The sequence below is a fragment of the Arthrobacter sp. CDRTa11 genome (assembly GCF_026427775.1).
Lineage (GTDB): Bacteria > Actinomycetota > Actinomycetes > Actinomycetales > Micrococcaceae > Arthrobacter.
The window spans coordinates 974214-999371 of sequence record NZ_CP044532.1; the positions used below are offsets into that span (position 1 = coordinate 974214).

Genomic DNA, 25158 nt, shown 5'->3' on the forward strand with positions numbered 1-25158 from the left:
CGGAATACCAGGACAGCTGTGCTCACCGACGGTGCAAGCGGGTCCTGCGGAAGCAGGGCAGGCGGAAACTCTCAGGTCCAATACAGAGCGGGGAGGAACCCAATCGATGTGGCGTACCCTCGCCGCCTTAGTACATGGAGTTCCTCGTGACTGTTTCTCCGGCCTCCGCCAGCCCGGCACCCGCTGCCCAGGCCCCCGCAAGCCCGGCCCTCGCCCCGACCTTCCCAGCCGTCGCATCCTTTGTTGACCGGCACATCGGCTCACGCCGCCAGGACGACGTCGACGCCATGCTCAAGGCTGTTGGCTATGACTCCGTTGATGCACTCGTGGACACAGCAGTTCCCAAGGACATCCGCCAGGACTCGCCGCTGGAGCTCACCCACGCCCTGAGCGAGGTGGAAACCCTCGCCGAATTGCGGAAGCTCGCCGCGAAGAACAAGACCGCCGTGCAGATGATCGGCCAGGGGTATTACGACACCGTGACGCCGCCGGTGATCCGCCGCAACATCCTCGAAGGCCCGGCCTGGTACACGGCGTACACGCCGTACCAGCCGGAAATTTCGCAGGGCCGGCTTGAGGCGCTGCTGAACTTCCAGACCATGGTGCAGGACCTCGTGGGCCTGCCCATCGCCAACGCGTCCCTGCTGGATGAAGCCACCGCCGTGGCCGAAGCCGTGCTGATGATGCGCAGGGCAAATAAGGCCACGGGCCAGAACGCAGGCGCCCGCGACGGGAAAACCGTCCTGGATGCCGACTGCCTCCCGCAGACCATCGCCATTGTGAAAGGCCGCGCCGCGGCACTGGGCTTTGAGGTCCAGGTGGCTGACCTCGCCAAGGGACTTCCCGACGGCGTTATCAACGGCGTGGTGCTCCAGCAGCCCGGCGTCTCCGGCCGGGTTTTCGACCACAGCTCCGTTATTGCCGACGCCAAGGAACGCGGCGCGCTGGTCACCGTGGCTGCCGACCTCCTGGCCCTGACGCTGATCACGCCTCCCGGTGAGCAGGGGGCCGACATCGCCGTTGGCTCAGCCCAGCGGTTCGGCGTCCCCCTGTTCTACGGCGGACCGCACGCCGCCTACATGGCCGTGCAGAAGGGCCTTGAGCGTTCCATGCCTGGCCGCCTGGTGGGCGTCTCGAAGGACAACGCCGGCGTTCCCGCGTACCGTCTTGCCCTGCAGACCCGCGAGCAGCACATCCGCCGCGAAAAGGCCACCTCCAACATCTGCACAGCCCAGGCGCTGCTGGCCATCGTGGCCTCCATGTACGCCGTTTACCATGGTCCGGAAGGGCTCAAGGCGATCGCCCTGGCTGCGCACACCCACGCCAGGACCCTTGCCGCATCACTGAGCGCAGCCGGGCTTGACGTCCTGCACACCAGCTTTTTCGACACCGTCACGGTTTCCGTACCGGGCAAGGCTGCCGGGATTGTTGCCGCGGCCGAAGCCAAGGGCATCAACCTTCGCAGCATCGATGCCGACACAGTGGGCTTCTCCACGGATGAAACCACCACGCCGGAAATCGCCGCCCAGGTGCTGGAGGCATTCGGTGTTTCGGCCACCGACGGCGGCGACGCAGCCTTCGCACTGGACCCCGCCGTCGAACGTTCCTCCGAGTACATGCAGCACCCGGTGTTCAGCACCCACCGTTCCGAGACGCAGCTGTTGCGCTATATCCGCAAGCTGTCCGACCGGGACCTGGCGCTGGACCGCACCATGATCCCACTGGGTTCCTGCACCATGAAGCTGAACGCCACGGCTGAGATGGAAGCCATCTCCTGGCCGGAGTTCGCCTCCATCCACCCCTTCGCCCCCGACTCCCAGACCGAAGGCTGGCGCGAACTGATCGCGGACCTGGAAGCCCAGCTGACCGAGATCACCGGCTACGACCAGGTGTCCATCCAGCCGAATGCCGGGTCCCAGGGTGAGCTGGCCGGCCTCCTGGCCATCCGTGGCTACCACCGTTCCCGCGGCGATGACCAGCGCAATGTGTGCCTGATTCCCGCTTCGGCGCACGGCACCAACGCAGCCTCAGCCGTGCTGGCGGGTATGAAGGTGGTAGTGGTGGCCACCGCAGCGGACGGCACCATCGACCACACCGATCTCTACGCGAAGATCGACGCCAATAAGGACGCGCTCTCCTGCATCATGATCACCTACCCGTCCACGCACGGTGTGTACGACGCCGACGTCCGCGAGGTCTGTGACGCTGTTCACGCTGCCGGCGGCCAGGTGTACATCGACGGTGCCAACCTGAACGCCCTGGTCGGCCTCGCCCAGCCGGGCAAGTTCGGCGGCGACGTCTCGCACCTGAACCTGCACAAGACCTTCTGCATCCCGCACGGCGGCGGCGGACCCGGCGTGGGCCCGGTGGCGGCGAAGGCACACCTGGCGCCCTTTATGCCGGGCAACGCGGCCACCTGGACCGAAGGCAACGACGTCCCCATTTCGGCATCCAAGTACGGCTCGGCCGGCGTCCTCCCCATCTCCTGGGCCTACGTCAAGCTGATGGGCGGCCAAGGCCTGACCGAGGCCACGAAGTCGGCGCTCCTTGCCGCCAACTACATCGCTGCCCGCCTCAACGACTTCTTCCCCGTGCTCTACACAGGAGAAGGCGGCCTCGTGGCGCACGAATGCATCCTTGACCTCCGCGAACTGACGGCCCGCACCGGCGTCACCGCGGAGGACGTGGCCAAGCGCCTCATCGACTACGGCTTCCACGCCCCCACCCTGGCATTCCCCGTTGCCGGCACTCTGATGGTGGAGCCCACCGAGTCCGAGGACCTCGGCGAGATGGACCGGTTCATCGACGCGATGATCTCGATCCGCGCGGAAATCGACCAGGTGGCCAACGGCGACTTCACGGTCGCGGACAGCCCGCTGCGCAATGCCCCGCACACCGCCGCGGCCGCCATCAGCAGCGACTGGGACCGTGCCTACCCGCGCGAACAGGCAGTCTTCCCGGTTCACACGCTCAGACAGGACAAGTACTTCCCGCCTGTGGGCCGCATCGACGGCGCCGCGGGCGACCGTAACCTGGTCTGCTCCTGCCCGCCGCTTTCCGAGTTCGAAAACTAAGGATTCCTTCGATGACTGAGAACTACACAGCGCTCTATGAAGAGCATAAGAAACTCGGCGCCTCCTTCACCGACTTCGGTGGCTGGCAGATGCCGCTCAAGTACAGCTCGGAGCTGGCGGAGCACCACGCCGTCCGCAAGGCAGCCGGCATCTTTGACCTGTCCCACATGGGCGAAGTCTGGGTCACTGGCCCGGATGCCGCCGCGTTCCTCGACTACGCGCTGGTGGGCAAGATCTCGGCCATGGCCGTGGGCAAAGCCAAATATTCGCTGATCTGCAACGAAGACGGCGGCATCATCGATGATCTCATCGTTTACCGCCGCCCGGTTGCCGACGATGGCACCGACGTGTTCCTGGTTGTCCCCAACGCCGGCAACGCCAAAACGGTGGCAGCCCAACTTGCTGACCGTGCAGCGAACTTCGATGTCATGGTGGAGGACGTCTCCGCGGACACCTCCCTGATCGCTGTCCAGGGCCCCAAAGCGGAGGAGCTCCTCCTCCGCCTGGTCCCCGCCGCCCAGCACAACCTGGTCACCGGGCTCAAGTACTACGCCGCCGTCGAGGTTCCCTTCCTCGTGGCCGGAGCCGGCCAGGACCTCCTGCTGGCCCGAACCGGCTACACCGGTGAGGACGGCTTCGAGATCTTCATCAATAGCGACGACGCCGCCGCACTTTGGCAGGCGATCGTCGCCATTGCGGACGAAGGGGAGCTGGTGCCCGCCGGCCTTGCCTCCCGCGATTCGCTCCGCCTCGAAGCGGGCATGCCCCTCTACGGCAACGAACTGTCCCTCGACGGCGACCCCTTCGCCGCCGGGCTGGGACCGGTCGTCGCGCTCTCCAAGGAAGGCGACTTTGTGGGCAAGGCCGCCCTCACCGCCATGAAGGAAGCAGGCGCCGGCAGCACCGCCGGCCGCCGGCTGGTTGGACTCAAAGGCCTGGGACGCCGTGCCGGCCGGGGCCACTACCCGGTCCTCAAGGACGGCGCCGTGGTGGGCGAAGTCACCTCCGGCCAGCCTTCACCCAGCCTTGGCTACCCCGTGGCTATGGCCTACGTGGACATCGAGCACAGCGATATCGGCACCTCCCTGGACATCGACCTCCGCGGCAAGGCAGAGCCGTTCGAAGTCGTCGCACTTCCGTTCTACAAGCGCCAAAAGTAGCTTCTCGGTCCGGGCTCGGTCCGGCAGACCGGGCTTTTCACGCGTGCTGCTCCTTCGTCGCTCTGACGCACGCTTTCGAAAAGTCCGGCTCTGCCGGCCCGGGACGCTCTCTCACTTAACGCAGTGTTTGGGCGGACGCTCTCTCACTTAACGCAGTGTTTGGGCGGACGCTCTCTCACTTTTCGCGTGGTTTGAGTCGATGCTCTCTCACTTTTCACACACTAATTAAGGAAAAACACATGGCAAAAGTTGCCGCCGAACTGCAGTACTCCGACGAGCATGAGTGGGTGGCCCGTGAGGGTGGCAACGTTGTGGCGATTGGGATTTCCGCCGTCGCCACCGATGCCCTCGGTGACATCGTGTATGTGGACCTGCCGGAGGTCGGTTCAGCCGTGACGGCGGGGGAAACCTGCGGGGAAGTTGAGTCCACCAAGTCCGTCTCGGACCTGTACGCCCCGGTGACCGGCGAAGTTACGGAAATCAATCCCGCCGTCGTCGATGACCCTGCGCTTATCAACAGCGACCCCTACGGCGCCGGCTGGCTCTTCAAGGTTGCCGCCGAATCTGAGGGCCCGCTTCTTTCCGCCCAGGACTACGCCTCCAAAAACGGCGGCGAACTGTGAGCTTCCACGGATCACGGATGGTTGCCAACCTCCGCTAAGACCCGTATGACAGAAGTACGGATCACGACGCCGGCGGCCCGCCAAAAGCTGCCGTCCGGCGTCGTACATCCGGCAGTACTGCCGCCCACCAGGTGGCCGCACAGCCTCCGGCAGGACCAACTGCCGGACCACGCAAGCCCAGTAAGGAATCACCATGGCCGTTGGAGTCTTTGACCTTTTTTCCATCGGAATAGGACCCTCAAGTTCCCACACCGTGGGCCCAATGCGGGCCGGTGCGGTTTTCGCCGGCGAGCTCAAATCCTCCGGTGTGCTGGACCGCGTGGCCGGCCTCCGGGTGGATCTGTACGGTTCGCTGGCCGCCACCGGACATGGCCACGGCACCATGACAGCCATCCTCCTGGGGCTGGAGGGGTTCCATCCCGAGCTGATCCTGCCCGATGAGGTGGAGGAACGGTTGGCCGCTATCGCGGAGACCGGGGTACTGCAGCTGGCCGGCGCTGATGGACACGGTGTGCCCCTTCGGTACGGGGTGCAGGACATGGTGCTGCGGCCGCTGACCATCCTGCCCAGGCACACCAACGGTCTGACGTTCACCGTCTCCGACGCCGGGGGCGAGGTCCTGCACACGGCCACGTTCTACTCGGTGGGCGGCGGGTTCATCGTCCGCGAAGGCGAGGAGGACGCGGCACAGCAGGAACTCGACGAGTCCAAGAAAGAGCTTCCGCTGCCGTTCAGGACCGCCGCTGAACTGCTGGGCCACTGCCAGTCCAAGGGCCTGTCCATCGGCGAAGTCATGCTCGTCAACGAGCGGGCCTCCCGGTCCGAGGACGAGATCCGCGAGGGCCTGCTCCATATCTACTCGGTGATGGAAAGCTGCGTCCAGGTCAGCCTTAAGCGCGAAGGCCTGCTGCCGGGCGGGCTGAAGGTCCGCCGCCGTGCACCGGACTGGCATGACCGCCTTCTGAAGGAAGACAAGGACCGTGATCCCAAGTACTGGCAGGAGTGGGTGAACCTGATCGCCCTGGCGGTCAACGAGGAGAACGCCACCGGCGGGAGGGTGGTCACCGCGCCAACCAACGGAGCAGCGGGCATCATTCCGGCCGTGCTGTATTACGCCCTGCATTTCGCGCCGGGCATGGAGAACGCCAGCCAGCAGGACCGCGATGACGTTGTGGTGAAGTTCCTGCTCACCGCCGGGGCCATCGGGGTCCTGTACAAGGAGCAGGCGTCCATCTCCGGCGCGGAGGTGGGCTGCCAGGGTGAGGTGGGCTCGGCGTCCTCCATGGCCGCTGCAGGCCTGGCCGAGGTGATGGGCGGGACCCCTGCCCAGGTAGAGAATGCCGCGGAAATCGCGATGGAGCACAACCTTGGCCTGACCTGCGATCCGATCGGCGGACTGGTCCAGGTTCCCTGCATCGAACGCAACGCCATCGCGGCCGCCAAGGCAATCAACGCCGCCAAGATGGCGCTCTGGGGCGACGGTTCGCACCGGGTGTCGCTCGACGAGGTCATCATCACCATGCGCGAGACCGGCAAGGACATGAGCTCAAAATACAAGGAAACAGCCATGGGCGGCCTCGCCGTGAATGTTGTGGAGTGCTGAGCCGGATCAGTTGTGGACAGCCGCCCAGGCGTTAAGGGTTCCGGAAAAGATTACCCAGGACAGGTAGGGCAGCAGCAGGAGTCCGGCGGAGGTGCTGATGGGGCCAAAATTCAGAACCATAAAGGTCAGCGCCACAATCAGGGCCACGATGACCGCCAGCCCAAGCCATAGCGCCAGCGGCCCCAGCACGGGGTAGAGGCCGAAAAAGAGCGGTGTCCAGGCCAGGTTCAAGGCGAGCTGCAGCCAGTACAGTTTCAACGGCCTGCTGGAGAGGCTGGTCCCGCGTCGCCAGACGAGCCACGCCGCCACCGCCATGGCGGCATAGAGGACTGTCCAGACGGTGCCGAACATCCACCGTGGCGGAGTCCAGGGAGGCATGTTGGCAGTGGCGAACCACCCGTTGACGTTTGCAGTGACCGCAAGGCTGCCCAGGCCGGCCACGGCGGCTGAAGTGCCCAGGAACAGCAGGAGCATCAGGAGTTGGGCCACAGTTCCCCGTTCAGGCGTTTCCTGCTGTGCTGCCGGCGGCTGGCGCTGTGCCGGAGATTCACCGGAAAGGAACTGCATGCTTCAACCCTTGCCAAGGCTGAAGCCTGAGTCAAGGCGGGACCACGAGTCAAGGCGGGACCAGGAGTCAAGGCGGGACCAGGAGTCAAGGCGGGGCCGCGGCACCGCCGTCTAAATGCCGGGGAGGGAGGGTGCACCGGCGGGCGCCGGCCGGCCAGCGGGGCAACGCTGAAAAGCCCCGGGCAGATCAGGCTTTAGACTTGGGACTACATGTCCGCACGCAGCCACACCCACAGAACCACGAACGAAACCCTGAGATTGGACACGGCCCCCTTGCGCGAATTTACCGCCCGCTTTGCCACAGCCGAGGAAATTGAGAACTGGGACAAGCACGTCACGGCCAACCCGAACGGCGGCAACATGTTGCAGTCGGCGGCCTACGCGTCGGTGAAGAACGGCCACGGCTGGAAGGTCCGTTTCCTTGTCCTGGAATCCGGGGGAGCTGCCAGCTACAACCTGGTTCTGGAGAAGAAGTTTCCCGTCCTGGGCCGCCTCTGGTACCTCATCAAGGGGCCAGATCTGGCCGCCCTTGAGGACCTGAAGCCGGCGCTGGACGCCTGCGCTTCGTTGGCCAGGAACCGGAAATTCAACGTTTTCGCGGTCAAGGTCGAGCCGGACATCACCGCCACCGCCGAAAACCAGGCACACTTCGCCGCCGCCGGCCTGGTGAAGGCACCGAACATCCAGTCCAACGACTCCACGGCTTTGCTTGACATCGCTGCGCCGGAGAATGAAGTGCTCCGTGCCATCACTTCACGCGCACGCAACGCCATCCGCCGGGCGGAACGCGAAGGCTGCGAAGTGGTGCAGCGGGATCAGGGCGTCGAAACGTACCGCGCCCTCTATGACCTGATGGCGGACACCGTCAAGGCCAAGGGATCGATGCCCCTGCGCAGCTTTGAGTACTACTCCCGGTTCTGGGACGAATTTTGCAACCGCGGCCAGGGCAACTTCTTCTTTGTCTATGAGGACGGGAAGCCGAGCGTCGGCGCCTTTGTGATCAACTACGGCTCCAAGGCCACGTACAAGGACGGCGGGTCCACCCAGAACCGCAAGCAGTACGGTGACTCGCATCTGGTGCAGTGGGCTGCCATCCGCAGGATGAAGGAGCTGGGCTGCACGGAGTACGACTTCTGCGGCACGCCGCCGGCAGCCAGGATCAAGGACAAGTCCCACCCGCTGTACGGCATGGGCATGTTCAAGACCAGCTTCACCAAGACAGTCACTGATTTTGTTGGCTGCTACGACTACGTCCTTTCGCCCGTCAGGCACGCCATGTGGGTGAAGGGCGCCGAACGCATCTTCCGGCGGCTGGAAACCATGCGCACCGGCGGCCAGTTCTACTGACCATGAGCCTGCCCGTCCATCCAGTCCACAAAGACCAGCGCCCCGAAGCCGGCAGCACATCAACACGTGAGGGAATTTCTGTGAATCCAATCAAGGCCGGAACGGACCTCGAATTTGCCGTCCTGAGCGACGCCGAATATGAGTCCTTTTCCGTGCAGCACCCGCAAAAGAACTTCATCCAGTCCGCCGATTTCGCCCGTTTTCAGCGCGCCCGCGGACAAGTCGTGGAGCTGGTTGGCTTCAGGCGCAACGGGGAGCTCGTGGCGGCCGGGAAACTTAACTACACCAGAAACCGCTGGGGTTACACGGTCTGCGAGTGCGCAAAGGGCCCCCTCCTGGACTACACGGACGCTGACCTGGTGACTTCCGTCGTCGAACTCCTTAAGACAAGGGCCGCAGACCGTAAGGCCGCGGAGCTGAGGATCTCGCCGAACCTGGTGTACGTTGCCCGGGACGAGGACGGCGCAGAGCACCCGGAAATCCTCGACAACCGTCCCCTGGTGGCGGAACTGGGCAGCCTGGGTTTTGAGCACCAGGGCTCGGACATGAACTTCGCGAACGTCAACTGGATGTTCATCAAAAAGCTCGAGGGCATTAAGGACGCCGAGGAGCTCATCATGAGCACCAGCTACCGGACGCGCAAAGCCATCCGGAAGGCGGAGAAGAACGGGGTCTTCCTGGAGCAGGCCACCCTGGAAACCCTGGATGAGTTCTACGACGCGTTGAGCACGGCGGGGGATGAAAAGGGCTTCATCTACCGTGAACGCGAATACTACGAGCAGCTCCTGCGCACCACCTCGTCAGAGTTCACCAAGCTCATGATGGCAAAAATCGACATCCCCGGCTACCGCAAATCCATCACTGAACGGCTGGAAGCCGAGTCGGCAACCGCGGCAGACCTGCGCCGTGAAGTTGAGGAAACCGGCAGCAAAAAGAAGGCCAACAGGCTCAAGGTGGTCCAGGACCTCGTGGACAGCTACGAGCGCAGCCTCAAGGACATCGAGCGTTTCCCCGACTCCGTTGGCGTGGTAACCGTAGCGGCCATCCATTTTGTCTGCTTTGGCGACGAGGTGGTCTGTGTCATCGGCGGCACCAAGCAGGATTACATCTACTTCAACGGCGCCACGTCCCTGTACTGGGGCATGATGCTGCACGCGCTGGAGAAGGGGTACTCCCGCTACAACTTCTACGGAACCTTCGGCATTGAAGGCCAGGACGAGGAGGGCCACGGTGGCTACGCCTTCAAGAAGGGCTTCGGCGGAGAGGTGGTCCAGCTCCTGGGCGACTTTGTGATGCCGGTCCGGCCAGCCATGTTCCAGGCCAACCGCCTGGTCAGGGCCGCAACCTCCGCCGCCCGCCTGGTTCTCGGCAAGCTTCCCCTCAAACGGACGGCTTAGCAAAACCAGTACAGCCAGCACCGCCAGCAAAGACGATCCACCACAGGGGGAGGAGGACCAGCATGACCCATCGACCTGAAAAGCCCGGGGCCAGGCCGCACACCGACGGCCTGCCCAAGACCGAGCCGCTTTCGCCTTCGCAGCTCCACCAGAACGCCGCAGCCAAGAGGATGCTGCGCCGCCTGGTCCAGGGGGAGAACCCGCCGACGGCGCCCCTGAGTATTGTGGACAGGCTCACCGGGAGCCCCTACGCCAACCCGATGATCCAGGTGGGAGGCGTGGATACGTCAGCCCGCAAGACCCTGGACTTCGCCCTCCACCTTGCCGAGACGATGTTCCGCTACGGTGCAGGCGCCTTGGAAGTGGAAACCAGCATCATCGCCGTCACCGCCGCCCTGGGGCTGAAGAACATCGAAGTGGACATCACCAACCAGTCGGTGGCCATCAACTACGCTCCCAAGGACCAGACGCCCATAGCGCTGTTGCGGGTGGTCCGGTCGTGGACCAACAACTACGCCGGGCTGGCCAAGGTGCATCAGCTGGTGACAGACATCGTGGCCGGGGGAGTGGGCCGGGACGAGGCAATCCGGCGGCTGGACGAGGCCATCACCAGCCCCAAACCGTTCCCGCGCTGGATGGTCACCATTGCCTTCGGCGTGTTCGCAGCTGTCTTTGTGGGTGTGCTTGGCGGCGGCCCGGTGTCCTCGCTCATCGCTTTCCTCTCCAACATCGGGGTGAGCCTCCTGGCCCGCAAGCTGGGGCGCCTTCGGATGCCTGACTTCTTTGTCACCGCAACATCTGCTTTCGTGGTGACGATTGTGGCTCTCCTGCTCTGGCGGTTCGGACTGACGAATTCGCCGGCGATCGTGGTGGTGGGCGGCATCCTGCTGCTCCTGCCCACGGGCCGCCTGGTCTCTTCAGTCCAGGATGCAATCAATGGATTCCCTGTGACAGCAGCAGGCCGGTTCCTGTCCACGGTCCTGACATTCGGGGCGCTGGTGGCCGGGATCGCCGTCGCCTTTGTGGTGGGGTCTAAGACCGGGATGCAGGAGATCGATGTCACCGAGACCTTCCCGCCCGCCTACGACCTATGGGTCCTGGTAATCTTCATCGCCATTGCGGTCATGGCCATCGGCATCACGGAGCAGACCTCCTGGACGCTGCTCCTGCCCACGGCAGCGGTTGGCGTGGCAGGCTATCTGGTGCTTCTCGGCGGTGGGGCACTGGGCCTTGGTGACAGGTTCTCTCCCGCCCTCTCAGCCGTGGTGATCGGTCTGCTGGCACGCGTGGTGGCGCTGAAGATGGGCGCACCCCAACTGGTGGTGGCCGTTCCCGCCGCGCTGATCCTGCTGCCTGGCTTGACCATTTTCCGCTCCATGTACGTGCTGACCATCGAGGAATCCGAGATCCTGCTTGGCGCCGGAGGGATGCTCAATGCCGGAGCGATTGTCCTGGGCGCGGCCGGCGGGATTGTGCTGGGAGACACCCTGGCCAGGCCGCTGACCCGGAGCCTGGCCAGCAACGAACGCAGGCGCGCCCGGAGACGGTGACCAGAGCTGACTGTTTTAGATTTGCCTGTTTTTAGATTTGCCCTACGGGGAGCTTTTTCTCCGCCTGGAAATCGTCCTCGACCCGTCCGCTGGCCCAGTAACCTGACAGGGACACCTGCTTGCGTTCCAGCCCGCGCTGGGCAAAAAACACGTCCCGCAGCGCCTTCATGTACCCGCGTTCCCCGTGGGCGAAAACATCAACCCTGCCGGCGGGCCACTCCGCGCTGGCGACGGCCGAGGCCAGCAGGTCGCCCGTGCCGGCCGGTGCGCCGTGGCGGAAGAGCCAGGTGATGTCCACGCCGGCGGGCGCGGAGATTGGCTGGATGTCGGCGTCGCTGTCCACTTCCAGGAAGGCCAGGCCGCGTGCTTCCGGGGGCAACGCCTCCAGCGAAGCGGCGATGGCAGGCAACGCGGCCTCGTCGCCGGCAAAGAGGTACCAGTCGGCGTCGGGAGCGGGGTTGTAGGCGCCGCCCGGGCCGGTGAACGTGAGCGTATCGCCCGGCTGGGCAGATGCTGCCCAGGGGCCCGCGAGCCCTTCGTCGCCGTGGATGACAAAATCTATGGCGAGTTCCTCGGCCTCAAGGTCCACCCACCGGACGGTGTATGTACGTGTAAAGGGCCACTGCTCACGGGGCATGGTTTCCCGGACGGCCCACAGGTCCAATGGCATGCCGTAGTCAACGCCGGGCTGCGGGAAGGCAATCTTGACGTAACGGTCCACAAAACCGTTGTTGGTGTAGCCTGCAAAGCCCTCGCCGCCGGCAATGATCCTGACCATGTGCGGGCTGAGTTCCTCACGGCGGATCACGGTCAGGTCGGTCTGCGGGCGGGTCTGCTTCGAGGCGCTGGTGGCGGCCGGAACGGTGCTCATAAGGCAAGCCTAAGCTAAGGAACCTGGGGGAGTTCCCAGGTTACGCCGGTGCTGCCTTGTTCGCGCAGCAACGCATTTGCCCGGCTGAAGGGGCGGGAACCAAAAAACCCGCGCGACGCCGAAAGCGGACTCGGGTGCGGACTCGACACCACCATTGCCCCGCGGAGAAGCGACCTGACCGACTCTGCGTCCTTGCCCCACAGGATGGCCACCAGCGGAGCAACCGCGCCGCCGGGGGTCTCCCGGTTGGCTACGGCCGCAACGGCCGCCGTGGTGATTTTCTCCCAGCCTTTGCCACGGTGTGAACCGGCCTCCCCGGCCCTGACGCTCATCACCCGGTTCAGCAGCAGCACCCCCTGATCAGCCCAGGCAGACAGGTCGCCGTGTCCCCTGGGCGGGATCCCCAGATCGGCTTCCAGTTCACGGTAGATGTTGGCCAGGCTCCGGGGAATGGGGCGGGTCCGCGGATCAACAGAAAAGGACAGCCCGACGGCGTGCCCGGGGGTCGGATAAGGGTCCTGGCCAACAATGAGAACCTTCACGTCCGCCAAGGGCTGACGGAATGCACGCAGAACGTTCGACGGCGACGGCAGGACCTGGTAGCCGGCCTCAACTTCGGCGGCAAGGAAGGCCAGGACGGCCCGAAGTTCCGCTTCCACCCCAGCCAATGCTTCCGCCCAGTCAGCAGCCATCAGTTCGGCGAGCGGGAGCCGTGCCATTTCGGCGAAGTCAAGGGTATCCACGGGGACCGGGTCCCACTCGAACAGCGCGTCGGGCTCAAACACCCTCCCATTCTTGCAGGGATCCGTTTCTTCCCTTCGACGAGCCGCAAATGACAATGGTGTTATTCGTCCGTACCATGGGGCTGGGACTTTTACCGTAACCAGCGAAGGAGTGTGTCGTGGCAGAAGCAGCTCGGGAACACATGCCGGAGCCGGAAGTGCACAGCCCGCTGCTGCCTGATTTCAGTCTTCGCGACTCGCGGTTGAGCGAGCGGGACCAGCAGATGCTGGCCCTGGAGCGGCAGTGGTGGAAGTACGCCGGTGCGAAGGAACAGGCCATCAGGGAGCTCTTCGACCTGTCCGCCACCCACTACTACCAGTTGCTGAATTCGCTCATAGACACCGAGGATGCACTGGCCCACGATCCGATGCTGGTCAAGAGATTGCGTAGACTACGTACGTCACGTCAGCGGGCACGTACTGCACGCCGCCTGGGATCCGACGCGTAAGTAGGCCGCGCTGTTCCGAACAGCAGCAATCAACAAGGATGTCTCCCCACCATGACCAAATACGCTCGGGATGAATTCGACAAGGTACCGGAGACTGCCTCGCGGCAGGGAGTCCACCGTTCCGCATCTGCCCCTTCCCGGCGCAAGTTGTGGCCCATTCTGGCGGTCGGCATGGTGGCGTTGGCCATCGGGTTGGTCTCCTTCCTGATCCTCCCGAAGCTGGGCATCATGCCCGCGGGTACGCAGGCTTCCAGCAGCCTGGAGTCGGCAGCCCTGCCCCAGTCGGGAGCGGATCCTTCAGCGAGTGCGGACAGCTCCGCCAGCCCGCAGCCCTCCGCCGCGCAGACGTCCGAAAGTGCAAAACCAGAACCAAGCCCGACGCCGAGCGCCACGCCGTCGTCCGCGGTGGACAAGACCCAGGGCGTGGCGGTCTACAACGCTTCCGGAACAGCCGGGCTGGCTGGCCGGGTCAGTTCAACGCTCCAGACTGATGGCTGGACGCTGGGACAGGTGGGCAACTGGGGCGGTGCCCCGCAGCAGACCTCCGTGATCTTTTACGCCGGCCCGGCCCAGAAGGCCAACGCAGAGGCCCTGTCCGCGCTTTTGAACATTCCCACCCTGGTGGACAGCGCCGAATTCCAGGTCCCGGTTGTTGTGGTGCTGGGCCCCGGCTTCCGGTAAGCACAACCGGTTACGCCTGAATAACTATTGGGCGCCGACCCGGCCCTGTGCCTCGGCCAGCCCCGCGGCCATTGGCTAGAGTGATTTCAGCGCTTCGGTTCATAAATGCGGCGCACAGGGGCGTGGCCCTACGGACGCTACTGAAAGAGTGGACAACATGGCACTGGGAACCGTTAAGTGGTTCAACGCTGAAAAGGGCTACGGCTTTATCACCGTTGACGGCTCAGGCGACGATGTTTTTGTGCACTGGTCGGCCATTGAGGGTGAGGGGTACCGGGCCCTGGACGAGGGACAACGCGTGGAGCTGGAAATCGGCGAAGGCGAGAAGGGCCCGCAGGCCGAAAGCGTCCGGCCCGCCGAGTGAAGTCTGTGACATTGAAGGCGGCCATCTTTCGGGGCGCCGCAGGAGCGGCAGTCCTCCTTGCCCTGGCAGGCTGTTCGACGGCCGCCGGGAATGCGCGGCTGGATTCCGTGGAAGCATCCGGTGACGGAACCCTGCGCATCGGCCTGATCCTGGACAACACCGGGGACCAGGCCTTCCTCAACGATTCACAGCGGGCCGCTGCCAAACTCGCCGTGCAGGAAGTCAACGCCGCCGGCGGTCACAAGGGAAAACCCGTGGAGCTGCTTCCCGAGTCTGCCGGCGATGATACCGAGGCACAGGCCAGGAACCTGGTGGCAGCAAAGGCTGATGTGGTGATTGGGCCCACCGACTCGAGCCACGCGGCCGCTGCCATCGCCGTACTGTCCCACGCGAGAGTGCCGCTTATTTCACCGGCCAACTCCGCCGCAGGGCTCAGCTCACACCAGAGCGGCGGCTATTACTTCCGCACCGCTGCAGCCGACATTGCCCAGGCATCCGTGCTGGTCAAGCTTGCGAAGGACGGCGGCGCCAAGAGCCTTGCCGTGGTCCATCAGGACAGCGCCTACGGCGGGGAAGTGTCCTCCGCTGTTGCCGCTGCGGCCAAGGACGCGGGCTTGGAAACCGTGTCCACCTCGGACTTCAAACCGGGAGATGCACGGCAGGCAGCCGCTGCCGCGCAAAAGGCTGCGCCGGACGCCGTGGTGCTGATTGCACGGGAGGGCGCCCAGGGCGCCATAGCGGAACTGAACAATGCCGGATTGTCCGGGAGCAGGATCGTCCTCAGCGATGGCGCCTTTGCCAAATACGGTTCGGGGCTGGGTTCCAAAGCGCTGGACGGCGCACGGGCCGTAGTTCCCGGATTGTTCCCCTCGGCGGACTTCCAGGCGCGCCTGGTGGCGGTGGAGCCCCGGCTGAAGGATCTATCGTTCGCGGCGGAGACCTTCGACGCCGTTAATCTCGCGGTCCTGGCCGCTGCGGAAGCCGACGACGACGCCGGGCGGACCATAGCTGCCAACCTGATTGCCGTCTCCGGCGGGTCCGTTGAAAATCTTGACCGGGGGCAGGCCGGGAAGAAGTGCACTTCCTTCAAGGATTGCCAGGCGTTGGTGAAGTCCGGTGCCGCCGTTGATTATGACGGCGAGTCAGGTCCCGTTGCCTTCGACGCCAACGGTGACATCACCACGGCGAACTTCATGGTCTTCACCTACGGGCCGGACAACAACGCCCGGGTGACGGGCCGCGAGACGGCGGGCCGTGCCGCCGGCTGACCGGCAGCAGCGAATCGGCTCTCCGCAGAGCGAAACCGGCACCCTTTCGCTTGCACTCTCACCTATGGAGTGCTAATTATTGACTTAGCACTCTTACGTGCCGACTGCTAAAGCAACGTCCGGTTCCGGCCGGTTGCGGAGCGAGGCGCCGGCCGTGGAGCGAAAGAAACACCTTGCTGGGGTGAGATCCGGAGCAGGCGGCATACAGAGGCCGGCGGCAAAGGATCGTCCGTCGCGGGCACCGCAGTGGAGGTTCATTCTTAACGACTGTCCCGAAAGGACTACTGCCGTTATGGCCAAGATCATTGCATTTGATGAAGAGGCACGCCGCGGCCTTGAGCGGGGACTGAACATCCTCGCCGACGCCGTTAAGGTCACCCTCGGCCCGCGTGGACGCAACGTTGTCCTCGAAAAGAAGTGGGGCGCCCCCACGATCACCAACGATGGTGTTTCCATCGCCAAGGAGATCGAACTGGACGATCCTTACGAGAAGATCGGCGCCGAGCTGGTCAAGGAAGTTGCCAAGAAGACGGACGACGTGGCCGGCGACGGAACCACCACGGCTACCGTGCTGGCACAGGCGCTGGTCAAGGAAGGCCTGCGCAACGTTGCTGCCGGCGCTGACCCGCTGTCACTCAAGCGCGGCATCGAGAAGGCTGTAGAAGCCGTCACGGTGGAGCTGCTCGCTTCAGCTAAGGAAATCGAAACCAAGGAAGAGATCGCGGCTACCGCGTCCATCTCCGCCGGTGACGATGAAATCGGTGCCCTCATTGCCGAAGCCTTGGACAAGGTGGGCAAGGAAGGTGTTATCACCGTTGAGGAGTCCAACACCTTCGGCCTGGAGCTTGAGCTCACCGAAGGCATGCGCTTCGACAAGGGTTACATCTCCGCGTACTTCGTCACGGACGCTGAGCGTCAGGAAACGGTCCTTGAGGACCCGTACATCCTGATCGTCAACTCCAAGATCTCCAACGTCAAGGAACTGGTTGCTGTCCTGGAGAAGGTCATGCAGTCCAACAAGCCGCTGCTGATCATTGCCGAGGACATCGAGGGCGAGGCCCTGGCCACGCTGATCGTGAACAAGATCCGTGGCACCTTCAAGTCGGTTGCCGTCAAGGCTCCCGGCTTCGGTGACCGCCGCAAGGCCCAGCTGGCTGACATTGCCGTCCTCACCGGCGGCCAGGTCATCGCCGAGGAAGTAGGGCTCAAGCTGGAGACGGCTGGCCTGGAACTCCTGGGCCGCGCCCGCAAGGTGGTTGTCACCAAGGACGAGACCACCATTGTCGAGGGTGCAGGCGACGCCGACCAGATTGCTGGCCGCGTTTCCCAGATCCGCGCCGAGATCGAAAACTCCGATTCCGACTACGACCGCGAGAAGCTGCAGGAACGACTGGCCAAGCTGGCCGGCGGCGTTGCAGTTATCAAGGCCGGTGCCGCTACCGAAGTTGAGCTCAAGGAACGCAAGCACCGCATTGAGGACGCTGTCCGCAACGCAAAGGCTGCTGTTGAAGAAGGCATCGTCGCCGGTGGTGGCGTTGCACTGATCCAGGCCGGCGCCAAGGCGTTCGCCAACCTGAACCTGACCGGCGACGAAGCAACGGGCGCCAACATCGTCCGCGTTGCCATCGACGCTCCGCTGAAGCAGATCGCCTTCAACGCCGGCCTCGAGCCGGGCGTTGTGGTGGACAAGGTTCGTGGCCTGCCCGCAGGCCACGGCCTGAACGCAGCAACCGGTGAATACGTTGACCTGCTGGCTGCCGGCATCAACGACCCGGTCAAGGTGACCCGCTCTGCACTGCAGAACGCGGCCTCCATTGCCGGCCTGTTCCTCACCACCGAGGCCGTAGTGGCCGACAAGCCGGAGAAGAACGCTCCGGCCATGGGTGGCGGCGAAGACATGGGCGGTATGGGCGGCTTCTAGCCCCCAGCTGGTAACTGGCCCAGCGGCCGGACCCGTAGATAAGAAATGCGGCCCCCTCATGGAGGGGGCCGCATTTCTGTGCCCGCGTTTTTCCTGCCGGCCTAAGCGGGTGCGGTTACTGGTAGCGCAGGCTCAGCAGCAAAGCCTTCAGCTGGGTGTACTGCACGCTGTTCATCCAAGCCTTTGCCGTCTCGGGGCTGGCGAAGATCGGCTGCTTTTCAAAGTCGAACAGCACGCGGGCGGACATGGCACCATTGGGCATCATGATCTGATTGGTCCCCGAGCTCCTCTCCCCGGCCTCGAATTCCGAAGAAAGACGCACGTCCATGAAGTAGGACGGACGACTGTCCGCCGGTTGGGCGGGTGTGGCCATCCCCTCAGCGGGATCAGCCAAACCTTGATCCGACGCGAAGCCGAACTTCAGAGGATTACCCGACTTGTCCGTGATCCCGGGGACCGCCGCACTGTCCAGTACCGTCCGCTTCACCCAGCCACCAGTGCCATCACCGTAGAACCCGCTGAACACGTGGGCTACTTCTCCGCCAGCAGCATCCGAGACGATAGCGCCCATGGAACTGGCCTTCGTCTCCTCCGAAAGATAGGGCCCTTGCTCCGTTCTGACACTCCAGCCAGCGGGGTACTGGAAGGAGACATGGCCGTCCGGGAACGTGAACGTCTGCAGCGCGACGGCTTGCGCGGCCGGTTGCGACGGAGCAGTTGTTGGTGCCGCGGCGGGGGCAGTTTGTGCCGGAGCGGGGTTCGCAGCCGGCACGGATGCTGACACTGATGGGGTGGCCGACGGAGTCGCGGAGGCTGTGGGCGTTGCCTGGGCGGAGGTAACAGTGGCTGCCGGCGCAGGCTTGGAACTCACCGAACCGAAGTTGGCGCCAACGAGGACCGCTGCCGTCACAGCAGCAGCGGCGAGCAAGAACCCACCTGCGATCTGCGCCTTGCGATGCCTGTGGTTGTCCAGGGAGGTCACACCCGCGCCCGGCGGGCTGTGGCGGAAGACTGTGGTCCCTGACAGGATCTTATGCAGGGCATCTTCCCCATTCGGCTCCGCCTCTGGATCGATAGCCAGTGGGTCAACCGCTGATATCTGGTTCTTGACCGGATCCATGTTCTTCAGACCCCCATCTTGTGTGTAGTGGCTTCGGCCCCTGCAGGCACCTGTTTCCGGAAGGCTGCGCGGGCCCGGTGCAGACGGACCCTGGCCGCCGATTCGCTGCATTGCAGCACCCTCGCAATGTCTGCAGTGCCCAAGCCGTCCCAGTAGGCCAGCTGCAAAACGTCGCGGTCCTGTTCGCGCAACCGCATCATGGCATCCTGTACCGCGACGTTTTCGGACGCGTCCCCGAACCGTTGGACCACCGCCGTCCGCAGTTTGTCGAGCAGCGCCTGCCGTCTGTCGCGGCTGCGGTAAGCGTTTCCCACCAAGTTCCGCGCAACCGTCAACAGGTAGGGGAGGTCCTTATGTGAGCTGTCGGCCCATTTCTGCCACACCACGCGGAAGACGTCAGCTGCGATCTCCTCCGCCAGGTCCGCCGATTCCACGCGTCGGCGCACGAACTTGTAGACGGATGGATAGTTGTCTTTATGAATGGCGATAAACGCCAATTCGCGCTCTGAAAGCACGATTGTCCCCCCAATAAATAGAACCCGGAACTGCAGGATATCTGTATAGTTTCCGGCCGGGCCCCTACTGTTACACGTGGTGCCAATCTTTTGTTGACGCCCGCGAGGTTTACGAAGTTCCGGATGCATTTGATCCCCTTCGTGGTGTCGATGGCTGGCTCACAGTCGCCGGCGCGAACGCATTGTCCGGGTGGTCTGGCAGGATGGAGCCGTGACAATTACTGCAGCAGCCGACGGTTCGGCTTTAGGAAATCCCGGCCCTGCCGGGTGGGCCTGGTATGTGAACGACGATTGCTGGCGTGCAGGGGGATGGCCGCACGGGACCAACAACCAGGGTGAGCTGATGGCCGTCCTGGACCTTTTCCGGGCCACGGCGCACGTCCCCGCGGAAGACCTTCGAATCCTGTGTGACAGCCAGTACGTCATCAACTCCATCACCAAATGGATGCCCGGCTGGAAGCGGAAGGGGTGGCGGAAGGCCGACGGCAAACCGGTCCTGAACGTGGAACTGCTCAAAGAACTTGACCGCGAACTCACGGGCCGCAAGTACACCTTTGAGTGGGTCAAAGGCCACGCAGGCCACCCTCTTAATGAGGCAGCAGACGAACGGGCCAGGGCCGCCGCCACTGCCTACCAGCAGGGAGTAGCTGCCCGCTCGGGTCCGGGCTTTCCCGGTGCCCACGTTCCTGGCGCCGCCACGACAGCTCCTGCCGCCGCGAACGCTGTAGCTCCGGCCATCGCGAACGGCATAGCTCGGGTGAACGTGAACGGCACAGTTCCCGCCAGCGCGAACGGCACAGCGGCCCACGGCCGAACGGGAGCCGCTGCCGCTTCCGCAGCCCCCGCCGCTGCTCTCGGTCCCAGGGGTTCCCAGGCCACGTCCGGTCCCGCCACGCTGGGCCTGCCGGCCTACGACGAGCCCGACCTCTTCAGTGAGCTGGAGAGTGAGTCCTTCCCCGCACCAGAGGCCGCAGGTGCCGAACGTGCGCCGGAAGCGATCGTCGAGGCCCTCGAGCGCGAGCTCTTGGGTCCGGACGTCCGCGGCGACATCGGCCGGACCGGGGTCCTCCTGCACGCGGACTTTATGGAGATCGGAAGTTCGGGGCGGGTCTGGACCCGTGACGCCATGATGATGGCCCTGGAAGAGGACCCGGGGGAGCGGACGGAACTTGAGGTGCTGGGGGCGGACCGCATCGGAACCGATTCAGTGCTCCTGACATATCGAAGCTACTCGCGTTCAGGTACCACCCTCCGAAGCTCGCTGTGGGTCCTTGATGGCGGCCGCTGGAGGCTCCGGTTCCATCAGGGCACTCCGGAAGCCTGAGGAAACTTCGGCTGGCCACCCGTCAGCAGACCAAGGGGCAACCCTAGTCCTCCCGGCAGCCCAAGGGGGCAGCCCTTAGCTGAACCGCTGGGTGTTGCCCTGCTCGGTCTGGGCGTAGCTGGACGCCGCAGAAGCCAGCGCCAGGTTGATGGATGCCAGCGACGCCTCCACCTTGCCCTGGGTGATGGTCCACTCGGTGACCAGCGCTTGGAAGTTGGTGGCCGCTGAACCACGCCAAGTGGCCTGGAGTTCGTCCAGCCCCCGCTTCATGGTCTGAACGTCCGCGCCGATCCGGTCTACGGTTGCTTTCACATTGGCTGATTTGAGGTGGAGCTGTTCGGTATCGACGGAAATGATGCTCATGGCTGCTGCCTTTCGATGTGGTGGACAGCCTCCGCTGCCCGGTCCGGCTTCCGGACCGCTGCATCGAGCCTACGAACGGCACCTACGCCAGTGCCACAGTCTTGCGGCTTTATGTGGAAAACCCGGCCGTCGCTTTGGCTGCCGCGCTCTCCCCGGTCAGGGCCTCCGCAGTGGAGCGTCTTGCCCCTCAGCGACTGATCCCTGAGCGTCTACTCCCTGGGCATCTGGTCCGTCAGCATCAGCCGCCTCAGCATCAGATCCGTCAGCATCCAGCCCGTCGGCGTCCTGCCGCATAGGCAGGCTAACCACCAAGGTGGCCCCGCCGCCGTCGGTGGCTTCCACCCTGACCGATCCACCGTGCGACCCGACGATAGCCGCCACAATGGCAAGCCCCAGGCCGCTGCCGCCCGTTTCACGGGTCCGGGAGGTGTCTGCGCGGTAAAAGCGCTCAAAGACCTTGGAAGCATCCTCCTCGGAGATGCCCGGTCCATGGTCGCGCACCTCGATCACGGAAAACTGCTGTCCGCCCTCGGCGGTGCGGACTCCGACGCCAAGTTCGATGGGGCTTCCTTCAGGGGTGTAGCGCAGCGCATTGCCCACCAGGTTGCCCACCACCTGCCGCAGTTTCGCTTCGTCCCCCAGGACAGGCGCCGGTGCCGCAGCGCCGCCGTCGATCCCGGTCAGGGTGATGGCGCGGGTGCGGTCGCTGGCCTGTGTGTCCACCACGGCGTCATGGGCGATCAGATGGAGGTCTACGGGTCTCTGCTGCAGCGGGCGCTGTTCATCCAGGCGGGCCAGCAACAGGAGGTCCTCCACCATGGATCCCATCCGTTTGGCTTCGCTTTCGATCCTGCCCATGGCGGTGGCCACGTCCTCCTCAGTGGCAAGCGCGCCGTGGCGGTAGAGCTCAGAGAATCCCCTGATGGTTACCAGCGGGGTGCGCAGCTCGTGCGATGCATCCGCGGCGAACCGGCGCATCCTGCCTTCAGAGGCTGTGCGGGCGGAAAAGGCTGTTTCGATATGCGCGAGCATGGCATTAAGCGAGCTGCCAAGGCGCCCCAGTTCGGTGCCGGGGTTGTCCACCTCCACCCGCCGGGAGAGGTCGCCGGCAGCAATCGCGGCAGCTGTTTTTTCAACCCTGGCAAGCGGCCGGAAGGACCGGGAAACCGTCCAGCTGGCAATCAGGGAGGCCAGCAGAAGAGTCAGCAGCCCCACGCCGCACACCACCAGGATGGCGTGCTCCAGGACGTCGTCCACGCTGGTCAGCGGCAGCCCGATGACAACCACCGCGCTGGTGCCGTTGTTCAGGACGGTAACCGCCACCACGCGCCAGTTTTCACCGTCGGTGCCCCGAACCTGATAGGGGCGGCCGCCCTGGTCACGTGCGTCCTGGACAGAGATTGACTTGATGTCCGGCCGGTTGTCCGGATCACCGCCGAAGGGAATGGGATCCTGGCCCGGAGTAAACAGCGTCAGGGAATAATCGGTGAGGACCATCGGGTTGGGTGTCTGCAGTTGGGTGAATGAGCGCTGCTGGCTGGCGAGGTTAACGGCGGCGTTGAGTTTGTCGTCAACCTGGCCCTGCAGATAACTGTGCAGCAGGGTCAGCGTGCCGGCACCGGTCACCGTCAGGGCAACAATCAGCAGCGCCATGATCATGGCCACAAGCTGTGACCTCAGCGAGGCCGACTTCCACCGGTGCAACAATGTCAGCGCTTCTCTGCCGTTCGGAGAACATAGCCCACGCCGCGTTTGGTCTGGATCAGGGCGGGTGCGTCCGGATCCAGGTCCACCTTGCGCCGCAGGTAGGAGATGTAGGACTCCACGATCGAGGCGTCCCCGTTGAAGTTGTACTCCCACACGTGGTCCAGGATCTGTGATTTGGACAGCACCCGGTTCGGGTTCAGCATGAGGTACCGGAGCAGCTTGAACTCGGTGGGGGACAGCTCAATAACGGTCCCGCCACGGCGCACCTCGTGCGCATCGTCGTCGAGCTCCAGGTCGTCCACCCGGATCACGGCATCATCATCGAGCATGGGCTGGGTGCGGCGGAGGACGGCGCGGATCCGGGCCACCACTTCGTCCAGGCTGAAGGGTTTGGTGACGTAGTCGTCGCCGCCGACGGTGAGGCCCGTGACCTTGTCCTCGGTGTCGTCTTTAGCGGTGAGGAAGAGAACGGGGAAGTGCTTGCCGGAAGCCCGGAGCTTGCGGGTCACGGTAAAACCGTCCATGTCCGGGAGCATCACGTCCAGTACCGCCAGGTCCGGGGTGTGGAGCTCAGCCGCTGCCAGGGCGTCCCTGCCGTTCGCGGCGGAGACTACCTCGAACCCGGCAAAGCGCAGGGAGGTGGACAGCAGCTCGCGGATGTTGGGTTCATCATCGACAACGAGGAGCTTGGCTTCGGGCCCGTTCTTATTCATTCTCCCATCATGCTCCCAGAGTCTGTGAGTTTTCTGGGTGGACGTTGTGCGTTTCATGAAGGCGCCGGGCCAGCGTACGTTCCCGGACAAGCCAGTTGCTGCAGAGTCGCTTTACCCGGGCAGGCCGACGTCTTTCGCGTCCATGATCCGGTAGGCGTACCCCTGTTCGGCCAGGAACCGCTGGCGCTTTGCGGCGAAGTCCTGGTCCAGGGTGTCCCTCGCTACCAGGGAATAGAAGCGGGCGGCCCGGCCATCCTTCTTCGGCCTGAGCAGCCTGCCCAGCCGCTGCGCCTCCTCTTGCCGTGACCCGAAAGACCCGGAGACCTGGATGGCTACGGACGCTTCAGGCAGGTCGATGGAAAAGTTGGCCACTTTGGAGACCACCAGGGTTTGCACGTCACCGGCGCGGAAGGCATCGAACAGCTTTTGGCGTTCCTTGACCGAGGTATCACCCTTGATGACCGGGGCCTGGAGCCGCTCCCCGATCTCGTCCAGCTGGTCGATGTACTGACCGATCACCAGGAGCTGCTCGCCCTGGTGCCGGGCCACGAGCTGCTCCACAATCAGGGTCTTGGACTCCGACGTGGAGCACAGCCGGTACTTGTCCGCGTCCTCGGCCATGGCGTATGCCACCCGTTCATCCCGCGGCAGGTCAATCCTGACTTCAACGCAATCGGCCGGTGCGATGTAGCCCTGCGACTCGATGTCCTTCCACGGGGCGTCATACCTCTTGGGCCCGATGAGGCTGAACACCTCGCCTTCGCGGCCGTCCTCGCGGACCAGGGTGGCGGTGAGGCCCAGGCGGCGCCGGGCCTGGAGGTCGGCAGTCATGCGGAAGATCGGGGCAGGCAGGAGGTGCACTTCGTCGTAGATGATCAGGCCCCAGTCGTGGCCATCCACCAGCTCCAGGTGCGGGTAGAGGCCGCCCCGTTTGGTGGTCAGCACCTGGTAGGTGGCGATGGTCACCGGGCGCACTTCCTTGACAGCCCCGGAATACTCGCCGATTTCGTCCTCTGTCAGGGAGGTCCGTTTAAGCAGCTCGTCCTTCCACTGCCGGGCAGCCACGGTATTGGTTACCAGGATGAGCGTGGTGGTTGAGCTGGTGGCCATGGCGGCGGCACCCACAAGCGTCTTGCCCGCTCCGCAGGGCAGGACCACCACACCGCTTCCGCCGGCCCAGAAGTTCTCGGTGGCGAGCCGCTGGTAGGGCCGCAGTTTCCAGCCGTCCTCGTTCAGGGCGATCAGGTGCGGAGTGCCGTCAACGTAGCCGGCGAGGTCCTCGGCGGGCCAGCCGATCTTCAGCAGCAACTGTTTGAGCTGGCCCCGCTGAGAGGAATGGACCACGATGGTTTCGCCGTTGATCCGCGGGCCCAGCAGTGGCTGGATTTTCTTGGACCGGATAACTTCCTCAAGCACCGGGTAGTCGTCGGTGCGCATCACCAGGCCATGCTGCGGGTCCTTCTCCAGCCGCAGCCTCCCGTACCGGGACATGGTTTCCTCGACGTCGATCAGGAGTGAGTGCGGAACGGGGAACCGGGAGTACTTGAGGAGCGTGTCCAGGACCTTCTCCGCGTCCAGCCCGGCGGCGCGGGCATTCCACAGTCCAAGGGGAGTGAGCCGGTAGCTGTGCATGTGCTCCGGTGCGCGTTCCAGCTCGGCAAATGGTGCGATGGCATGGCGGGCTTCGGTGGCCAGTTCGTGGTCCACTTCGAGCAGGATTGTTTTATCGCTCTGGACAATCAGCGGGCCGTCGTTCACG

General features: G+C 64.3%; 22 protein-coding genes. 13 read left to right on the forward strand and 9 right to left on the reverse strand.

Going from position 1 to position 25158, the window contains the following annotated elements; translation table 11 throughout:
• The first annotated feature begins 134 nt into the window (after positions 1–134).
• The 4 genes from gcvP (at position 135) to F8G81_RS04560 (ending at position 6460) form a co-directional block, all read left to right on the forward strand.
• The gene (gcvP, locus tag F8G81_RS04545) at positions 135–3074 is read left to right on the forward strand and encodes an aminomethyl-transferring glycine dehydrogenase (RefSeq protein WP_267277826.1); all 2940 of its coding nucleotides are present in this window, start codon (positions 135–137) and stop codon (positions 3072–3074) included.
• An 11-nt stretch (positions 3075–3085) separates the two neighbouring features.
• Positions 3086–4234: a glycine cleavage system aminomethyltransferase GcvT gene (gcvT, locus tag F8G81_RS04550; RefSeq protein WP_267277827.1), complete on the forward strand. Its 1149-nt coding sequence runs from the start codon at positions 3086–3088 to the stop codon at positions 4232–4234.
• Positions 4235–4473: 239 nt separating this feature from the next.
• Positions 4474–4857 (forward strand): glycine cleavage system protein GcvH, encoded by a 384-nt coding sequence (gene gcvH, locus F8G81_RS04555; protein WP_267277828.1) that lies wholly within the window; start codon positions 4474–4476, stop codon positions 4855–4857.
• Positions 4858–5050: 193 nt separating this feature from the next.
• Entirely contained in the window at positions 5051–6460 is a 1410-nt protein-coding gene (locus tag F8G81_RS04560) for an L-serine ammonia-lyase (RefSeq protein ID WP_267277829.1), read from the forward strand.
• A 6-nt stretch (positions 6461–6466) separates the two neighbouring features.
• Here F8G81_RS04560 and F8G81_RS04565 read toward each other — a convergent pair whose 3' ends face one another.
• Positions 6467–7027, reverse strand: coding sequence for a TspO/MBR family protein (locus F8G81_RS04565; RefSeq protein WP_267277830.1), 561 nt, complete (start codon positions 7025–7027; stop codon positions 6467–6469).
• Between the two features lie 258 nt (positions 7028–7285).
• Between F8G81_RS04565 and F8G81_RS04570 the strand changes: the two genes are divergently transcribed.
• From F8G81_RS04570 to F8G81_RS04580, 3 genes are all read left to right on the forward strand, one after another.
• The gene (locus F8G81_RS04570) at positions 7286–8374 is read left to right on the forward strand and encodes a lipid II:glycine glycyltransferase FemX (protein ID WP_416377128.1); all 1089 of its coding nucleotides are present in this window, start codon (positions 7286–7288) and stop codon (positions 8372–8374) included.
• Between the two features lie 80 nt (positions 8375–8454).
• Complete coding sequence (locus tag F8G81_RS04575; protein ID WP_267277832.1) at positions 8455–9771, forward strand: peptidoglycan bridge formation glycyltransferase FemA/FemB family protein; 1317 nt, start codon at positions 8455–8457, stop codon at positions 9769–9771.
• Between the two features lie 62 nt (positions 9772–9833).
• On the forward strand, positions 9834–11321 hold the full coding sequence (locus F8G81_RS04580) for a threonine/serine ThrE exporter family protein (RefSeq protein ID WP_267277833.1): 1488 nt from the start codon (positions 9834–9836) through the stop codon (positions 11319–11321).
• Positions 11322–11352: 31 nt separating this feature from the next.
• Here F8G81_RS04580 and F8G81_RS04585 read toward each other — a convergent pair whose 3' ends face one another.
• A complete protein-coding gene (locus F8G81_RS04585; RefSeq protein ID WP_267277834.1) occupies positions 11353–12192 on the reverse strand; it encodes a siderophore-interacting protein in 840 nt (279 codons plus the stop codon).
• A gap of 14 nt (positions 12193–12206) precedes the next feature.
• A complete protein-coding gene (locus F8G81_RS04590; protein ID WP_267277835.1) occupies positions 12207–12977 on the reverse strand; it encodes a uracil-DNA glycosylase in 771 nt (256 codons plus the stop codon).
• A gap of 116 nt (positions 12978–13093) precedes the next feature.
• Here F8G81_RS04590 and F8G81_RS04595 point away from each other — a divergent pair, with 116 nt between their 5' ends.
• The 5 genes from F8G81_RS04595 to groL all read left to right on the forward strand — a co-directional run bounded on the left by F8G81_RS04595 (position 13094) and on the right by groL (position 17657).
• Positions 13094–13423: a DUF3263 domain-containing protein gene (locus F8G81_RS04595; protein ID WP_416377103.1), complete on the forward strand. Its 330-nt coding sequence runs from the start codon at positions 13094–13096 to the stop codon at positions 13421–13423.
• Positions 13424–13474: 51 nt separating this feature from the next.
• The gene (locus F8G81_RS04600) at positions 13475–14104 is read left to right on the forward strand and encodes a LytR C-terminal domain-containing protein (protein ID WP_267277836.1); all 630 of its coding nucleotides are present in this window, start codon (positions 13475–13477) and stop codon (positions 14102–14104) included.
• Between the two features lie 157 nt (positions 14105–14261).
• Positions 14262–14468 carry a cold-shock protein gene (locus F8G81_RS04605; protein WP_108600346.1) on the forward strand — a complete coding sequence of 69 codons (207 nt, stop codon included), beginning with the start codon at positions 14262–14264 and terminating at the stop codon, positions 14466–14468.
• A gap of 5 nt (positions 14469–14473) precedes the next feature.
• The gene (locus F8G81_RS04610) at positions 14474–15736 is read left to right on the forward strand and encodes an ABC transporter substrate-binding protein (RefSeq protein ID WP_267277837.1); all 1263 of its coding nucleotides are present in this window, start codon (positions 14474–14476) and stop codon (positions 15734–15736) included.
• Positions 15737–16028: 292 nt separating this feature from the next.
• A complete protein-coding gene (gene groL, locus F8G81_RS04615) occupies positions 16029–17657 on the forward strand; it encodes a chaperonin GroEL (protein ID WP_267277838.1) in 1629 nt (542 codons plus the stop codon).
• A gap of 115 nt (positions 17658–17772) precedes the next feature.
• Here groL and F8G81_RS04620 read toward each other — a convergent pair whose 3' ends face one another.
• Together F8G81_RS04620 and F8G81_RS04625 are read right to left on the reverse strand one after the other, a co-directional pair.
• Positions 17773–18777, reverse strand: a complete 1005-nt coding sequence (locus F8G81_RS04620; RefSeq protein ID WP_267277839.1) for a hypothetical protein — start codon at positions 18775–18777, stop codon at positions 17773–17775.
• A gap of 5 nt (positions 18778–18782) precedes the next feature.
• Complete coding sequence (locus tag F8G81_RS04625) at positions 18783–19292, reverse strand: RNA polymerase sigma factor (RefSeq protein WP_267277840.1); 510 nt, start codon at positions 19290–19292, stop codon at positions 18783–18785.
• Positions 19293–19503: 211 nt separating this feature from the next.
• Here F8G81_RS04625 and F8G81_RS04630 point away from each other — a divergent pair, with 211 nt between their 5' ends.
• Positions 19504–20616 (forward strand): ribonuclease HI family protein, encoded by a 1113-nt coding sequence (locus F8G81_RS04630; RefSeq protein ID WP_267277841.1) that lies wholly within the window; start codon positions 19504–19506, stop codon positions 20614–20616.
• Between the two features lie 75 nt (positions 20617–20691).
• Here the strand turns inward: F8G81_RS04630 and F8G81_RS04635 are convergent, their stop codons facing one another.
• The 4 genes from F8G81_RS04635 to F8G81_RS04650 all read right to left on the reverse strand — a co-directional run bounded on the left by F8G81_RS04635 (position 20692) and on the right by F8G81_RS04650 (position 25157).
• On the reverse strand, positions 20692–20979 hold the full coding sequence (locus F8G81_RS04635; RefSeq protein ID WP_267277842.1) for a WXG100 family type VII secretion target: 288 nt from the start codon (positions 20977–20979) through the stop codon (positions 20692–20694).
• A gap of 156 nt (positions 20980–21135) precedes the next feature.
• Positions 21136–22686, reverse strand: coding sequence for a sensor histidine kinase (locus tag F8G81_RS04640; protein WP_267277843.1), 1551 nt, complete (start codon positions 22684–22686; stop codon positions 21136–21138).
• A 2-nt stretch (positions 22687–22688) separates the two neighbouring features.
• Positions 22689–23399 carry a response regulator transcription factor gene (locus F8G81_RS04645; protein WP_267277844.1) on the reverse strand — a complete coding sequence of 237 codons (711 nt, stop codon included), beginning with the start codon at positions 23397–23399 and terminating at the stop codon, positions 22689–22691.
• Between the two features lie 111 nt (positions 23400–23510).
• A complete protein-coding gene (locus F8G81_RS04650) occupies positions 23511–25157 on the reverse strand; it encodes a DNA repair helicase XPB (protein ID WP_267277845.1) in 1647 nt (548 codons plus the stop codon).
• Position 25158 lies beyond the last annotated feature (1 nt).

Coding starts and splice junctions, on each gene's coding strand:
- F8G81_RS04580 (WP_267277833.1), top strand. CDS start 9,834: ATGACCCATCGACCTGAAAAGCCCGGGGCCAGGCCGCACACCGACGGC.
- F8G81_RS04620 (WP_267277839.1), bottom strand. CDS start 18,777: ATGGATCCGGTCAAGAACCAGATATCAGCGGTTGACCCACTGGCTATC.
- F8G81_RS04605 (WP_108600346.1), top strand. CDS start 14,262: ATGGCACTGGGAACCGTTAAGTGGTTCAACGCTGAAAAGGGCTACGGC.
- F8G81_RS04600 (WP_267277836.1), top strand. CDS start 13,475: ATGACCAAATACGCTCGGGATGAATTCGACAAGGTACCGGAGACTGCC.
- F8G81_RS04635 (WP_267277842.1), bottom strand. CDS start 20,979: ATGAGCATCATTTCCGTCGATACCGAACAGCTCCACCTCAAATCAGCC.
- gcvH (WP_267277828.1), top strand. CDS start 4,474: ATGGCAAAAGTTGCCGCCGAACTGCAGTACTCCGACGAGCATGAGTGG.
- F8G81_RS04560 (WP_267277829.1), top strand. CDS start 5,051: ATGGCCGTTGGAGTCTTTGACCTTTTTTCCATCGGAATAGGACCCTCA.
- gcvP (WP_267277826.1), top strand. CDS start 135: ATGGAGTTCCTCGTGACTGTTTCTCCGGCCTCCGCCAGCCCGGCACCC.
- F8G81_RS04645 (WP_267277844.1), bottom strand. CDS start 23,399: ATGAATAAGAACGGGCCCGAAGCCAAGCTCCTCGTTGTCGATGATGAA.
- F8G81_RS04565 (WP_267277830.1), bottom strand. CDS start 7,027: ATGCAGTTCCTTTCCGGTGAATCTCCGGCACAGCGCCAGCCGCCGGCA.
- F8G81_RS04585 (WP_267277834.1), bottom strand. CDS start 12,192: ATGAGCACCGTTCCGGCCGCCACCAGCGCCTCGAAGCAGACCCGCCCG.
- gcvT (WP_267277827.1), top strand. CDS start 3,086: ATGACTGAGAACTACACAGCGCTCTATGAAGAGCATAAGAAACTCGGC.
- groL (WP_267277838.1), top strand. CDS start 16,029: ATGGCCAAGATCATTGCATTTGATGAAGAGGCACGCCGCGGCCTTGAG.